Genomic DNA, 16,027 nt, shown 5'->3' with positions numbered 1-16,027 from the left:
GGGCGTAGATTTGTGTGGTGTTCATGCTCTTGTGTCCCATCATTTGGCATACGGTTTCCAGCGGAACTCCCTGAGAGAGTGTAATCAGGGTGCCGAAATTATGTCTTGCCATATGGTAGGTAAGCCGATGTTCTATACCGCATACTTTGGCAAGTTTAGGCATGTTGTTGGTCATGGCTGAGCGGCAGGGCATATTGAAAAGTTTATCGCTTTTCCGTTCGCACTCGTATTTTTCCATGATATTCCGTGGAACATCAAGGAGAAGTATACTGCACTCGCTTTTTGTCTTTTGGCGTTTGAATTTTATCCAAAGATTTCCTTGTCCATCCCTACTTAAGTTGGAAACATCCAGATTGCACATATCCGCATATGCGATGCCAGTGAAGCTGCTAAAGACAAACAGGTCGCGGACAAAACACAGGAACTTTTCCCGGATAGGCGTGTTCATCAGCCTCTGCAACTCGTCCGTTGTCAGATGGCGGTGCTTCCTCAACGCCTTTTCAGGCGAGAACGAAGCAAACGGATTGTATTGGATTGTACCTTGTGCCATTGCCGTCCTTGTCATTGTTTTCAGCATGATGATGTGGTTTTCTATGGTCATGCCTGAAAATCCTTTTTCTACACGCAAGTAATGGTCGTACTTTTCGATGAAGGCATAATCCAATTGCTTGAGAGGGATGTCCTCAATGCCATAATGTTCACGGATAAAATTCTGAAGATTGCAATAAGATGTCTTATGACTTCTCAGAGTGCTTGGCGCACGGTTGATTCCCACACGTTTGGCAAAGTCTTCCATATACTCACGATACAGCTCCAACAGCTTCCGCTTGTGTTGCCCGATGCCGTTCACGGCGTTCTTGACAAGTTCTGCTGTGATATACCCCTGTTCGTCAAGAATTTCTTTATAATAACGGCGTATGTCCTCTTCAAGCCTGTCTATCTTGGCATTGGTTTCTTTGGCGGTGCGGCTTTTGCCTGTCAGACGGTATGCCTTGGCATCCCACAAGTCAGGTTGCACTTCCATTTTCGTGGAGAACTGTGCGACCTCGGTGTTGATGGAAATCCTGCCCATGAGCGGACACAAGCCGTTTTTCTTCACCTTTTGTCGGTTGATATAAAACAATACGGCGAAAGTATTGTAAGCGGTCTTTCTCTCCTGTCTCATGGTTTCATCCTTTTGGTACGTTTGATTTGGGGTGTTGAAATAACAACTTCCGCCATTTTATTGTCTGTCAACTCGAACTTGTTACCGATACGTTCTTGCAACCTGCCCATATCCTCGCTTACCTTGTCGTTGGTAAGATGCGCATAAATTTGTGTAGCCCTCCAGTCGCGATGTCCCATCAATTCACGCACTGTATCAAGCGGAACACCCTGAGAAAGAGTGATTACCGAGGCGTATGTATGGCGGGCAAGATGAAAGGTCACCCGGCGTTCGATTCCGCATATTGACGCTATCTTTTTCAGATTAATGTTCGTCTTGCTGCAACTGAGCATCGGGAAAAGCCTGCCATTTGGAGCTATGCCACGGTACTTGGCAATAAGTTCCAATGGCAAATCCAGCAATGGAATATGGAAAGGCGTTCCTGTCTTTCTACGCGCACTATGAATCCACCATATCCCGTCCTCCGCTTTCAAAAGGTTCTTTTGGGTGAGATTGCGTATGTCGCTGAAGGCGATGCCTGTGAACGCGGAAAAGAGAAACACGTCACGCACAAGATTGAGGTTCGGTTTCGGCAATGGAGTGTTCATCATCTGTTCCAGTTCCTTTTCTGAAAGGAACTTCGGAACAATCTGCGGATAATCAAACGTATAACCGTTAAAAGGGTCTTTACGCAAAAGTCCGTCATTGAGTGCCGACTTGATGACGCTGCGCAAGCGTCCGATAATGTTGTTCACTGTTCCCAATGCCATTTTCAGGTCTGCACGGAGATAGAGGTCAAAAGAGGAAACGAAGGACGGAGTGAGAGCTTGAAATGGCATATCCTTAACATGATATTTCTGCCTAATAAAATTTTTCAAGTGGTTCAATGCCACACCATACCGCTTATAAGTTTCCACTTTACGGTTTGTTCCGACTTTCTCGTAAAACCGTTCATTACATTTGCCATAAAACGATACAAGGGTTTCCTGCTCGGATGAGATGCCCTGAAAGGCATTTTTCACTTCCAACGCTGATACGGTTTCCTTTTTCGCCAACAAATCCTTGTAAGCGGAATGGATGTCCAGTGAAATCCTGTCAAGCTCCTTGTTGGTGGCTGCGGCTGGCTTGCTTTTGCCCACAGCCCTTCCAGACTTGACGTCCCATAGAGAGGGAATGACATACACCTTGGTGCTGAACTGTACCATTGACTTGCCGATACGGATTCGTCCCAAGATAGGTACCGTCCCATCGGCTCTTTCCTCGTTCTTCTTGAGGTAAAACGTTACTTTTAATTCTTCCATAAACAGCTCTATTTTTTGTTCGCAAAATTACAGTCAATAGAGCTAATCATCCGTTTGCAGAATGGTGCGGACAAGTGCAAGAAAATCCGTTGAGAAACTATTTTAACCCATTATGGAAAGGAAAGCCTCACAAGCAGGCTAAACCGTTGTCCTACAACCTTGCTGAAAGGATTTTGGAGAGGCTTCTTTCGCTATAAACAGGTAATGCATTCGTAACGGAAAGTCTGCATAAATCCGCTGCATCTTGCTTTTTTGCCACTTGGCAGCAATAAGAAGAAAATGGAAGTTTACACGTGTGATTCAGTGAGTTACGTTATTTGTCGCAATCTTGCTTTTTTGATGCTCGATTTGGAAACCAGCGGGCTTCTATATTTTTCTATGTTCTGCATCAATCAAATGAACGCCTTTCTCATTTGCAAAAGTAATGTTTTTCTCCTTCACTGCTAAAACTATTCCTCTGAAAAATAGAGAAAATTACACTTCCCTCAACGTAAGGTTTCCCAAACGTAATAACACCTATTAACGACAGAAAAATTAGCGTTAAGTATAAAGCACTTCTAAGACATTCTCTGCCAATGCCAAATTATATATGCGTATGGCGTTATTTTCATCAGTGTTGTAACCAAGATAGTTGACACTGCCATACCATACCAAGGATTTGTCAATGATTGCAACATCAATAGCCAATGCGTCGTTAATCTTGATACTGACTCCTATTTCTCTTAGCCTTTCTTCCTTTTCAAAGTTACTCTTGATTAATGTGATAACCTCCACGCCCCGCGCAGACAAATTCCTTAGTATATCAAGTATAGGCGAATGTTTGGCAAACCAAAGTTTTGTCGCAGAAATAACCACCGAATATTTCGCTTGGGACAAATCTTTGAAGAACTCATTTTGGTATGTATGCCCATTAAAAATAATGCTATGGCTTTCGTTGAATAAATCCATTGGTGCATTGGACATTATTTGATAGCCCACAGAAGCATACCCTCGTAGTCTTCGTTTGTACATGACATCACACATCGGTACGCGAATGTCGATGTAATCGTAAATCCGAACTTCTTTCTTGTCTAGATATTCCCGATGCAAACGCCCTGCATATTGTGCAATGATACCTTTCCAAGAAACGGGCAAGGCTAAAAACAGAGTATCCAATCGTGGATAGTCAAAACCTTCGCCCACATATTTCCCTGTTGCCACTATGGCAAGCGGTTCCGTAGGAGAGATACTTTGTAGCAATTTCATTTTCTGCCGTTTTTCTCTTGCCGATTCAGAACCGATAAGAGTAATAATATTCTTGCAATGGAGAGCTAAGGCATTTGCCAAAGTTTCGACATGGGCGGTAAGACTGGTCAATACAATGGGAGAACGTCCTTCCATTAATGCCTTACGCACATCGTCTATGATAAGATTGTTCCGATTTTCATCTTCAGCCATTTTCTGAATCATTCGTGCATAAGTGGACCTATCATCTGTCAACTCTCTGTAAGAAGTGAAACGGGGAACAAGCAGACGTGTGAATGTCTGGGAGGCTATTTGAGTTTTTGCATCTGCCGAATAGCGGATAGGGCCGCATTGCATGAAAATGATAGGCTGATGCCCGTCCTTGCGGATTGCGGTAGCTGTCAGTCCATATACATAACGGGCATTGGCATACTTCAATATCCGTTCAAAATTCACTGCTGATACATGATGGCATTCGTCCACAATCAGCATTCCGTAATTCCGAACAAAAGATTTCACCCCGTTGTCTTCCAAACAGGATTGTATCAGGGCAATGTCTATTTTCCCACGCAGTGAATTTCCCTTAGAGTCCAATGTACCGAACGGTGAAAAGGCTTTTTTACGGCCACGTTTCTTAGGAAGGTCTTCTTCCGTAAAATCTATTTCCAGAAATTCTTCCAAACGGGATTTCCATTGGTCTAACAAAGATTTAGTATGCACTAATATCAGCGTATTTATTTTCCGTTCAGCTATCAAACCGATAGCCGTAACCGTTTTGCCAAATGCGGTAGTGGCATTCAGTATTCCATTATTATGCGTTGTCAAACTGGCTATGGCAGCTTTCTGTTCTTCACGAAGTTCGCCTTTAAACCTTACGGTTACGTTCTCCCCGTGATTGGTTTTATCCTCTATTCGGTACGAGATTTGATTGTCTTTCAAAAGAGTAACGACCGCATCTTCACATCCACGAGGCAGGGCAATGTAATCTTCTTCCATATCGGCACAAGAAATAATACGGGGAATGTTGTAAATAGACAAGCGCATACCTTGTCTGGCATAAAACTCCGGATTCTTGAACGAAGCAATCCGTTTCAGATGATTGATGACCCTTGCAGACAATCCCGACAAAGGGATGTATAGCATATTGGAACGTATGAGAACAAGATTGGCTGGAAAATCATTAGGAGTGATTTTCTGAGGTACTGGAGTCTCCCACGGTTTGGATTCACTGGTAGTGGACAATTCGCCTAATTCGGAATCCGTTCCATGCTTTGCCAATATCGCGTCAATTGTTGTTTCGGGAATCCGTTTTATCTGAAGCAGATAGTTCCATTGGTTTTCGTAAATAATAAAATTCTCGTCCACAAATACGCTGTTCCCTTCTTTGCGTGCTTTCCCTTGCAACGGCAACGCCACCAGATTCCCGAAACCACCCTCTGGCAACCGATCTTGATTGGGGAAGAAACGGTCGTATGATTTGAAAGTCATCCGCCCGTTTCTTTCCATTGCTTCTGTTAGTACCGCATATCCCAGTCTTCGCGCTTTGGAGGCACAATGGCAGTTCAAAGAATATCCATACATGTGCACCGTTTCCGGAGCGGGAGCGTTCAATGGAACAAGGAATATCCCAATCTTTGCAGACCCCGACATATGCCAACACATCTTTCTTATATCCATGTTCGCAAGACTTGTCATCGAAATCCGCACACAGAAAATTGCAGTTGTTGTCGGCAAGAATGGCATAGGCACCGATTACATCCTGCCCGTCCTGGGTTTTCCCTTCAAGATGTCGGTATATATCCTCATACTCCAACGGTTTGAACAACCTGTTGGGACATTCCGCGCACTTATACTTTTTCTTGTCACACAATTGCTTGTCCCATTCGTTCCGACACACAGGCTGGTAACCTGATTTTCCGCTTGTCCTACTGTGCCATCTCCGTGCAAACACATCCTCGCGTCCCTTGAACAGATTGCGGAATACACTTACTTTTTCTTCCAAAGACAAATGTTGCTTCATGATGGGCTGTGTCATAGGAATATCCTTGCTGTTTAGTAATGTCTGTAGCCTATCGACCTCCTTATGAAGAAATTCATTCTCCTTAAGAAGTTTGTTGTACGCAGCCAATAGTTCTTGGTATGTAAGCTGTTTTCCCATGTCATTCAAAGCAACGGTGTCATATATAAAGGCAGATACACAATCCCATTTTCTATTTTCATATCCTTATCGTGAAGCACGTAGGGAGTGGATAGCTGGGAGCCGTATTTGGCTATACATTTTCTCAACGAGTTCAGTGTGTAGCGCTGTCCGGATTTTACTTCAATGGGTGAAATATTATGCCTGCTGGTCGTTACAGGTTTGGCTATCAGGAAGTCAATTTCCATACGGTCATCTGCTGATGTTCGGGAACTGTTGCTGAAAAAATAAAGTTTGTGTCCTGCCGCCCGAAGCATTTGCGCCACGATATTCTCCACCAACATTCCCTCGTTCACTTCCAGCTTGTCAAACATCAGTTTCCGGTAAAGGTCCGCACTTACTATCCCACGTTCGTCAAAGGCGTGGCTGATGAGCAGCCCGGTGTCACCCATATAGCATTTCAGCGTTGTACGTTCTTCATTCAGTTTCAAGCCGATACTCGGTTCGGTCGAATTATAACAACAGTTAATTATTTTAGCGTCACTCAGCCAAAAGAAAGCCTGCGAATAATCACGCATACGGGCTTCACTCTGCAATGCGGATAAGACAAACTTCTTTTCGTGTTTCTGCAATTGCCCCGGAATCTCCTCAAAGATAGCGGCAACTTTCGTTTCCTGATTGTCCGCATATTTGTGAATGTCATTGCGGTAAAGAGCCAATATATCGCGCTTCACTTCATCCACCTTTTCAAAGTCCCGCGTTTCCACATATTTCTGTACAGCCTGTGGCATTCCTCCGACAATCAGATATTGCCGGAAATAGTCCATTGCCCGGCGGTGGAAAGCCTCCATCGGAAGACGTTTGTCAAACCGCATCCGGATGTAAGGCATCAGCATTTCATCGCCCATAGCCCACAGGAATTCCTCAAAGTCCATCGGGAACATTTCGATGGCATGTTCCTCTGAAGGCAGCATGATGTCCTTTACATTCTTCTTGATGGAAATAAGCGATCCTGTCTCAATATAGTCATAACGTCTGTCTGCCACCAAATGCTTGATGGCTGCACGGGCACGGGGACAAAACTGCACTTCATCGAATATGATTAAAGAACGGGCTTCTTCGTCTTTTGTTTGACGTGGAGTAAGTTTCCGCCTAAAATAAAGTTCCAAATTCATGAAAAGCATGTCGAAGTCATCCAAATAAAGGTTGAAAAACTCCATTACCTGAGGATTTACCTTGCTGAAGTCCACCAGAATGTAAGACTCATATTCTTTGCGTGCAAATTCTTCCACGATATAACTTTTCCCTATACGCCTGGCTCCTTCTATCAAAAGGGCAGTATCACCCTTATGGTTCTTCTTCCATTCCAACAGTTTATCATATATCTTTCTTCTCATAATTCACGTATTCACCTTTATTCTCTAATTAATATTTCACATATTCAAGGTTATTGTAGTCGCAAATATACACATTTTCTTGGATTAGAAAGAACTTCAGGATGTTTTCATTTCAATTAAATGAATGTCCGCATGTTACCAAAATAGCAAAGTTTAAACTGCCAAATTGCCCCACAGGCATGTTTTGGAACACTTTATGCAAGATATAAAACGTAAGACAATAAGCATATGCATTATGAACCTGCTTGATTTTTACCGTCAATATCCCGACGAGGCATCCTGTGAGGAATCCCTCCGTCGTTTCCGTGAGCATCACGGCCTGTACTGCAGTCAATGCGGCGGTTTGCGCCTGAGCTGGAATCCGAGCCACAAGTCCTGGACGTGCATGGATTGCAAGCATGAGATGCTGCTTCGTTCCGGTACGGTGATGCAAGGCAGCCATCTGCCTGTCCGTGACTGGTTTGCTGCCATGTTCCTTCTGAGGGCGACAAAGCGTGCCATATCCACCAAGGAGATACAGCGCCAGATTGGCCGCAAGCATTACCAGCCCGTATGGGAGATGGTGCATAAGCTGCGCGACGTGATGGGCAAGCGTGACGGAGGCTACCCCCCCCTCCATGGGGACATGGAGGTTGACGAGGGCTTCTTCTCCACGGAAACGCCCGAAGAACAGAAAGATTGCCCGTTGAAGCGCGGACGGGGAAGCCAGCGCAAGACCCCTGTCCTTGTCATGGCGGAAAGCTGCCTGCCAAAGACGCCTCCGGCCAAGATGTACAGTATGCCAAAGAGTGTCGGGCATATAAAGATGCAGGTCATCGGCGATTTCAAGGCTTCCACCATTACGGGCAAGATTAAGCAAGGTACGGACGGGAATGCCGATGTGGCCACGGACAGGTTCAGCAGCTATGCCTCCCTTGAAAAGGACGGGATGGCATCCTCCTATCATGCCGTCGTTACGAACGACAAAAAGAGTATCGGGAAGGTCCTGCCTTGGGTGCACATTGCCATCAGCAACGCCAAAAGGAGCATACTGGACACTTACCATGACATAAAAGCGGAGTTCCTCCAACTGTACCTCAACGAGTTCTTACTAATTGGCAACTTGCAGACATTCATATTGTTTTTTTTCTTTCTCCGATTGTGTATCAAGCACATTATGAAGGGGAATGGGTAGGGTGGCAAGCATTTTTCACAAATAAAAAACGGATTATATTGGAAAAAATGAATTATTATTTGTATCTTTGTCGCCCGATTTATAGGGTATTGCGACTTGGAAGAGCTTGATATATATAATGTAGGGTTAAGAGATATGCGTCAGGACTCATGTGAATATGAGTGCACGCTTGATGATCGTTTTTTTACGGATATCGATGCTGGTGATATCCAGAAAGGACATCTGAATGTCCAATTGTCTGTGAAAAAGACGATAGGCGCATATATGTTGAACTTCCATATAGAGGGAGCGGTGACTGTTGTGTGTGACCGTTGCCTTGACGAACTGGAACTTCCGGTAAATACAGACAATGCCTTGAAAGTGAAGTTGGGTTCCGATTTTTCGGAAGAAGAAGACTTTGTCACAGTGCCTGAGGAAGATGGGTATATTGATGTTTCATGGTTCATTTATGAATTTGTGGCATTGAGCTTGCCCATGAAGAAAGTTCATGCTCCCGGTGAATGCAATGAGCAAATGATGGGAGTGCTGAACGAACATAGCTGCATCTCGTCCCCGGCAGAAGAGCTTGAGGATTACGAAGATATGGAGGAGGGTACGGAAGCGATTTCGGATGATGATCGGGAGAGTGATCCGAGATGGGACGAACTGAAGAAAATATTGAATAATAATTAAATAAAAAACTTAAAACAATGGCACATCCTAAAAGAAGACAATCAAAAACGAGAACTGCCAAGAGAAGAACTCACGACAAGGCAGTTGCTCCTACTTTAGCTATCTGCCCTAACTGTGGTGCATGGCATGTTTATCACACTGTTTGTGGAGCTTGCGGTTACTATAGAGGTAAATTAGCGATTGAAAAAGAAGCTGCCCTCTAAACCGGACAGCTTGATTGAACACATCATGTGTTTGGTAAGGAATAAAGCCGGAGAGCCTTTTCGGCTCGTCCGGCTGTTTTTTTATCACTCACAGGCTTAAATTTGAAAGGATGGAAAAAATTAATGCTGTAATTACAGGAGTCGGCGGATATGTTCCAGACTATGTGTTGACAAATGAAGAATTGTCACGAATGGTTGATACCAACGACGAGTGGATTATGACACGTATCGGCGTAAAAGAAAGGCGTATCTTGAATGAAGAGGGATTGGGTACTTCCTATATGGCGCGTAAGGCAGCCAAACAATTGATGCAGAAGACGAATTCTGATCCGGATTCTATTGACTGCGTAATTGTGGCTACTACGACTCCGGATTATCATTTCCCTTCTACTGCTTCTATTCTCTGCGACAAGTTGGGACTGAAGAACGCTTTTGCCTACGACCTTCAGGCTGCTTGCAGCGGATTTCTCTTTGCTATGGATACCGCAGCCGGACTGATTCAGTCGGGGCGTCATAAAAAAGTGATTATTGTAGGTGCCGATAAGATGTCATCGATGGTCAATTATGCCGACAGGGCCACTTGCCCGATTTTTGGTGACGGAGCGGCGGCCTGCATGGTGGAAGCCACGACAGAAGACTGCGGAATCATGGATTCTCTGCTGAGAACCGACGGAAAAGGACTTCCTTTCCTTCACATGAAGGCCGGCGGCTCAGTCTGTCCTCCCTCTTATTTTACGATTGACAACAAGATGCATTATTTGTATCAGGAAGGAAGAACCGTATTTAAGTATGCCGTTTCAAACATGTCGGACGCTACTGCACAGATAGCTGAACGCAACGGACTGAATAAGGACAATATTAACTGGATTGTGCCTCATCAGGCTAACTTGCGCATTATTGATGCTGTGGCTTCCCGTCTTGAAGTTCCTTTGGAGAAGGTAATGATTAACATACAGCGTTATGGAAATACCAGTGCTGCCACATTGCCTCTTTGTCTTTGGGATTATGAGAAGCAGCTTAAGAAAGGCGACAATATTATCTTCACCGCATTCGGCGCCGGATTCACTTGGGGCGCCTGCTATGTGAAGTGGGGATATGACGGAAAATGATTTGAAAAATTCTTCAAATGACAAAAAACGCATCCCGATCCGATGCGTTTTTTTGTCTGCTATTAAATAATTGATTGTTATGCACAAAGCCGGATTTGTTAATATTGTGGGAAATCCTAATGTGGGGAAATCCACATTGATGAACTTGTTGGTGGGCGAACGTATTTCTATCGCCACTTTCAAGGCCCAAACGACTCGTCACCGTATCATGGGAATCTTGAACACGGATGATATGCAGATCGTCTTCTCTGATACCCCTGGAGTGCTTAAGCCGAATTATAAGCTGCAGGAGTCTATGTTGAATTTCTCGGAGTCTGCGCTGGCTGATGCCGATATCCTTTTGTATGTGACTGATACGGTTGAAAAGCCAGACAAGAACATGGATTTTGTGGAGAAGGTGAAAAAAATGACGGTTCCGGTTTTAGTGCTGGTCAACAAAATTGATTTGAGCAATCAGGAGGCTTTGGTTAAACAAGTGGAGGCTTGGCATGCGCTTTTGCCTGACGCTGAGATCATTCCGATATCGGCAAAGGCGAAGTTCAATATAGACGTGGTGATGAAGCGCATCAGGGAGCTTCTGCCGGATTCGCCTCCTTATTTCGGCAAGGATCAGTGGACTGACAAGCCTGCCCGCTTTTTTGTGACTGAGATCATTCGGGAGAAAATCCTGCTTTATTACGACAAAGAGATTCCTTATTCGGTGGAAGTTGTGGTTGAAAAGTTTAAAGAAGAGCAGAAGAGCATTCACATCAATGCGGTTATTTATGTGGAGCGCGAATCACAGAAGGGAATCATTATCGGGCATAATGGTGTGGCGCTGAAGAAAGTGGCTACGGAAGCGCGGAGAGCTTTGGAGCATTTCTTTCAGAAGTCAATCTATATAGAATTTTTTGTGAAAGTCGATAAAGATTGGAGAAGTTCTGACAAAGAACTGAAAAATTTCGGCTATCAATTGGATTAATCTCGGCTGCGAAGCCGTAAATGTAATAATGTTATGGGAAATTTAGTAGCAATTGTAGGACGTCCCAATGTGGGGAAGTCGACACTGTTTAATCGCTTGACACAGAGTCGTCAGGCGATTGTGAATGAACAGGCCGGTACAACCCGCGACCGCCAGTATGGAAAGTCGGAATGGGTAGGTAAGGAATTCTCAGTCGTAGATACAGGCGGTTGGGTAGTGAACTCGGATGATATTTTTGAAGAGGAAATACGCAAGCAGGTGGTTTTGGCCATTGAAGAAGCGGATGTCATTCTGTTCGTGGTAGACGTGATGAATGGAGTGACAGACTTGGATATGGATGTGGCTAATATTCTGCGTCGTTCCAAGACTCCGGTGATTGTGGTGGCAAACAAGACAGACAATAATATGTTGCAGTATAATGCGGCAGAGTTTTATTCGCTTGGTTTGGGCGATCCGTATTGTATTTCTGCAATGAGCGGAAGCGGTACGGGCGAACTGCTCGACTGCATTCTGAGCAAGTTCAGGAAGGAGGCCTCGGAAATCCTGGATGAGGATATACCCCGTTTTGCTGTAGTGGGACGCCCGAATGTAGGAAAGTCATCCATCGTGAACGCATTCATCGGAGAAGAACGGAATATCGTGACTGAGATAGCTGGCACGACCCGTGATTCGATTTATACGCGTTATAATAAGTTCGGCTTTGATTTTTATTTGGTTGATACGGCAGGTATCCGTAAAAAGAATAAGGTGACCGAAGACTTGGAGTATTATTCAGTGATCCGTTCCATCCGTTCGATAGAAAATGCAGATGTCTGTATCCTGATGCTTGATGCTACCCGTGGGATAGAGGGACAGGACCTGAATATCTTTTCATTGATTCAGCGTAATCAGAAAGGTTTGGTGGTTGTTGTAAACAAGTGGGATTTGGTTGAGGTAAAGACGGATGCGGTTATGAAGGGATACGAAGATGCAATCCGCAATCGCTTGGCTCCATTCACAGACTTTCCGATAATCTTTACTTCTGCTTTGACTAAACAGCGCATCTTTAGAGTGCTTGAAACAGCGACGGAAGTATATAAGGCGCGCACGACAAAAATATCAACGGCCCGTCTGAATGAAGAGATGCTTCCTTTGATCGAGGCTTATCCGCCTCCTTCGAACAAGGGCAAATACATAAAGATCAAGTACGTGACTCAATTGCCTAACACGAGGATTCCTTCGTTTGTGTTCTTTGCGAATCTTCCGCAATATGTGAAAGAACCTTACAAGCGTTTCCTTGAGAACAAGATTCGCGAGCGCTGGAATCTGTCGGGGACTCCGATAAATATTTTTATTCGCCAGAAATAATATTCATACCAGTATAGGAGAAGAGGTGTAAAGATGGCTGTAGAAAGCATTTTTGCACCTCTTTTTATTGAAATGAAGAAAAAAACGGGCATTTTATTTGTGTTTTGCCGGAAAGTTTATACCTTTGCACCGCAATTCAATGGAATGCCCAGATGGCGGAATCGGTAGACGCGCTGGTCTCAAACACCAGTGGAGTAACATCCATCCCGGTTCGACCCCGGGTCTGGGTACTAGATAAAAGGATAAGTGGTTAGTAATAAACGACTTATCCTTTTTATCTTTTAAGAATGTTCCCGTTTTGTTCCCATATAGCATTCTATTAAACGGCATTTACTTTGGCGCAAATTCTATCTTATGAAAATCTATATATTATGGACAAGCAAACGATTATAAACCGTTTAGAAGCATTAGATTTAAGCCAATACCCTTATTTTGAAATAAGAGAATTGATACGTGAGCTTGGTAAAGTTGGATTTGTTATTTTTACACTACATCCAGGCAAAACAATCACAAGGGCACGTTGTGATGGAAACTTAAAAACGGTTTCAGATTTATCATATAAACCTCAACAGTATAATAAACAGTGTCAAAGAGCAAGTACGCCTATGCGAACTATGTTTTATGGATGTATTGTTCCAGAAGAGCAAAACATTATAGATACCCGATTTATTTCTGCATGCGAAAGTTCTTCCTTAATAAGAGAAGGTATGGAAACAAGTGGAGAACAAACAATCACATTCGGGAAATGGGAAGTTATTGAGGATATACATCTCTTAGTTGTTATACATAAAGATTATTTTCACGATGCAGATAATTCTTTGCTTGGAGAACTTAAAATAGCATATGAAGATTTTCTAATGAAATATCCTGATGCGGCTAAGGATATAGACATTTCAGCTAAGTATTTTGCCAAAGAATTTTCTAAAAAGAACGAAGACGGTTTCGATTATAATTATCTTATATCTGCAATATTCACAGAAGTGGTTACGACAGATCATGCTTTTGATGGCGTTATGTATCCATCTGTTCAAACAGGAGGACAATTAGGATTTAATGTTGCAATAACGCCCGATGCAGTAGATAAGAAAATGAAATTAGTTGTAGCCTATGAAACTCAAATTAAAAAGATTGGTGAAAAGGTACATATTGGTGGTAAGAGCAAAAAAGGAACAATCTTACAAGATTACACCATTTTATATGAGAATATAATTGAATAGGATTATTTTTATCTATATCGTTAAAATCCAGTTTTTTTGCACTTTTATTGCGTACATTTTGTACCTTTGTAGCCGGAGTGAGGAAACTCTCTCCTAGACATATTAGAAAAGAAAGAAGCGTTATGCTTGACTCGTATTTGGAAACCTGAGAAACTTTCAAATAGTGTATGAGAAAAGGCATAGTGGTTCTCACGCTATAGCGTGGGCTGCTATTACTACATCTATACACTAGGGTTTTCTCAGGACCTCCAATACAAGACGTGGGCATTGCAGTTCCACGCTTCGTGGTTAATTAAAACATCAATGGGGGCTGATTGATATAATTATGGATCAAATGAAAAAGTTTTTTATTGCTATTTTGAGCTGTTTTTATACAGCAAATGTAGTTATAGGGCAAACAACACTAGATACGTTGTACTATGACAAAGATTGGAAGGGGTGCGAGAAAACTTTTGCCACTTATTATCGTGTATATGCATTATCGGCCGACAATAATCTAAAAAAGAAATTTAGAGATTATTATATTACAGGAGAACTTCAATCTGAAGGGGAATATATCAGTATTGATAAATATGATGATTCCAAGTCTGTTTTTGATGGAGAATTTATTAACTATTATAAGTCCGGGAAAATAGAGCAAAAAGGGAATCGAATAAATGGTAAGCAAGAAGGAGAATATATAAAATATAAGGAAGATGGGTTGATTTTACTTCATGCCAATTTTAAAGATGATAAATTGCATGGCATATATACTGAATTTTCCGAAGATGGCAATTTGTGTATGCAAATAGAATATGCTAATGGCATACCTCTTTATAACTATTATACCATATCAAATAAAGATGGATATTGTAGTAAAGTAAGTTTGTCCAGTAAGCAACCTGTTTATGAGTCTCCATCTTTAAATGAAAAACAAACAGAGTATAAAAATGGGGAAGCATGGCCTTATTATAATAAAAATGGTATCATGATAGGTATGACTAATAATGAGGTTCGTGATTATGGGAAATATTTTCAGATTCCTATAGTTATAGCTAACAATTCTATGTTTCCAATTGAATTTGAACCTAATAACATTAATGCTAAACTGATTGACAAAAAAGGGAATGAAAGAGCACTTAGGGTATATTCTGCAGAAGAATATATGAAAAAAGTTCGTCGTCAACAGAATTGGGCTATGGCATTAGCAGCCATTGGAGAAGGAATGTCTGCAGCAAGTGCTGGATATTCTACAAGTACAACCAACTCCTCCTATAGCGGTTCTTCCTATAGCACGGGACATGCTTCTGCTTATGGAAGTGGAGGTTATGCTTTTGGCAATTACTCTGGCACCTCATCATATTTTGGAAGTTCTTCATCAACAACGACGACTTATGATGCCGCCGCTGCATATCAAGCGCAAGTAATAGCTAGTGAAAGAGTCGCTTCATATAGTAACTCCTTACTATCGGATAGGGCAATTAAAGAAGAAGGTTATTTAAAACGTACTACTATTTATCCTGGAGAAACCATTTCGGGATATATTAATATAGAGCGTAAAAAGGGAAAATCCATGACTATTGATATAAATATCGGCGGAGCAATTTATTCATTTCCATGGAATATAAGCAAATGATTTTTAGAGTAAAAATAGCCTAAAATGTTATTGGGAGTTTTTGTTAATGGAACAATGCAAAGTTTCTTAATTTGTATTGTTCCATTATTATGAAAGATATCATTAGACATTATATAGATTAATTTGTTATATGACTCCATTAGTGTCCACTAAAAAATCATAGAAGTTCTTTGAATTTGTTGAAATTCAATTTGTTATAGGCAATTTTAGATTTCCGAGACTTGAATTTAACTTTGCGGTCAAAATCAGACCGTTATGTTTAAAGACGAGTACGTTTTCTCTCAATTAGTTAAATTCCTTGATTACGAGAAATTCAAATACATTGTGAAAAAATACAATGGCAACAAATATATCAAGAGTTATACCCGTTGGAATCAACTACTTACGATGATGTTTGGTCAGCTATCCAATCGGGAGAGCCTCCGGGATCTGGTTGTGGCTATGGAAGCACACGCTGGGAAACTCTACCATCTCGGAATCGGGAAATCTGTAACACGAAGCAATCTCAGCAAGGCCAATGAGCAAC

At 42.4% G+C, this 16,027-nt stretch carries 12 protein-coding genes, 1 tRNA gene and 1 pseudogene; 10 read left to right on the top strand and 4 right to left on the bottom strand.

Translation table 11 applies throughout. The features are described 5' to 3' along the window. The 4 genes and pseudogenes from QUW60_RS14350 to QUW60_RS14335 form a co-directional block, all read right to left on the bottom strand. A partial coding sequence (locus QUW60_RS14350; protein ID WP_289561331.1) for a site-specific integrase occupies positions 1-1,165 on the bottom strand: 1,165 nt, incomplete at its 3' end. Continuing rightward, on the bottom strand, positions 1,162-2,445 hold the full coding sequence (locus QUW60_RS14345; RefSeq protein WP_289561329.1) for a site-specific integrase: 1,284 nt from the start codon (positions 2,443-2,445) through the stop codon (positions 1,162-1,164). The genes QUW60_RS14350 and QUW60_RS14345, both read right to left, overlap by 4 nt. Positions 2,446-2,985: 540 nt before the next feature. Beyond that, positions 2,986-5,827: pseudogene (locus QUW60_RS14340) on the bottom strand (TOTE conflict system archaeo-eukaryotic primase domain-containing protein). A 5-nt stretch (positions 5,828-5,832) separates the two neighbouring features. Further along, a complete protein-coding gene (locus QUW60_RS14335; protein WP_289561327.1) occupies positions 5,833-7,203 on the bottom strand; it encodes an ATP-binding protein in 1,371 nt (456 codons plus the stop codon). A 235-nt stretch (positions 7,204-7,438) separates the two neighbouring features. On the opposite strand from QUW60_RS14335, the gene QUW60_RS14330 reads away from it, so the two are divergent. The 10 genes from QUW60_RS14330 to QUW60_RS14285 all read left to right on the top strand — a co-directional run. Continuing rightward, positions 7,439-8,377 (top strand): IS1595 family transposase, encoded by a 939-nt coding sequence (locus tag QUW60_RS14330; protein WP_434736874.1) that lies wholly within the window; start codon positions 7,439-7,441, stop codon positions 8,375-8,377. Between the two features lie 135 nt (positions 8,378-8,512). Continuing rightward, positions 8,513-9,049, top strand: a complete 537-nt coding sequence (locus tag QUW60_RS14325; protein ID WP_289561325.1) for a YceD family protein — start codon at positions 8,513-8,515, stop codon at positions 9,047-9,049. Between the two features lie 17 nt (positions 9,050-9,066). Further along, positions 9,067-9,252 (top strand): 50S ribosomal protein L32, encoded by a 186-nt coding sequence (gene rpmF / locus QUW60_RS14320; protein WP_007565939.1) that lies wholly within the window; start codon positions 9,067-9,069, stop codon positions 9,250-9,252. A 110-nt stretch (positions 9,253-9,362) separates the two neighbouring features. Then, entirely contained in the window at positions 9,363-10,361 is a 999-nt protein-coding gene (locus tag QUW60_RS14315; protein ID WP_258336696.1) for a beta-ketoacyl-ACP synthase III, read from the top strand. A 79-nt stretch (positions 10,362-10,440) separates the two neighbouring features. Next, positions 10,441-11,322: a GTPase Era gene (gene era / locus QUW60_RS14310; RefSeq protein ID WP_258336695.1), complete on the top strand. Its 882-nt coding sequence runs from the start codon at positions 10,441-10,443 to the stop codon at positions 11,320-11,322. Positions 11,323-11,355: 33 nt separating this feature from the next. Beyond that, positions 11,356-12,669 (top strand): ribosome biogenesis GTPase Der, encoded by a 1,314-nt coding sequence (gene der / locus QUW60_RS14305; RefSeq protein WP_258336694.1) that lies wholly within the window; start codon positions 11,356-11,358, stop codon positions 12,667-12,669. A gap of 146 nt (positions 12,670-12,815) precedes the next feature. Continuing rightward, positions 12,816-12,899 (top strand) — tRNA-Leu (locus QUW60_RS14300). A 141-nt stretch (positions 12,900-13,040) separates the two neighbouring features. Further along, positions 13,041-13,886, top strand: a complete 846-nt coding sequence (locus QUW60_RS14295; protein ID WP_289561319.1) for a hypothetical protein — start codon at positions 13,041-13,043, stop codon at positions 13,884-13,886. Positions 13,887-14,220: 334 nt separating this feature from the next. Next, positions 14,221-15,501, top strand: coding sequence for a toxin-antitoxin system YwqK family antitoxin (locus QUW60_RS14290; protein WP_289561317.1), 1,281 nt, complete (start codon positions 14,221-14,223; stop codon positions 15,499-15,501). Positions 15,502-15,756: 255 nt separating this feature from the next. After that, positions 15,757-16,027 (top strand): DUF4372 domain-containing protein (locus QUW60_RS14285; RefSeq protein WP_289561314.1); only part of this gene is annotated, 271 nt, incomplete at its 3' end.

The organism is Bacteroides gallinaceum, assembly GCF_030373775.1.
GTDB classification, from domain to species: domain Bacteria; phylum Bacteroidota; class Bacteroidia; order Bacteroidales; family Bacteroidaceae; genus Phocaeicola; species Phocaeicola excrementipullorum.
Note: the sequence above shows the minus strand (reverse complement) of the source record. Positions and strands in the feature narration are given on the sequence as shown.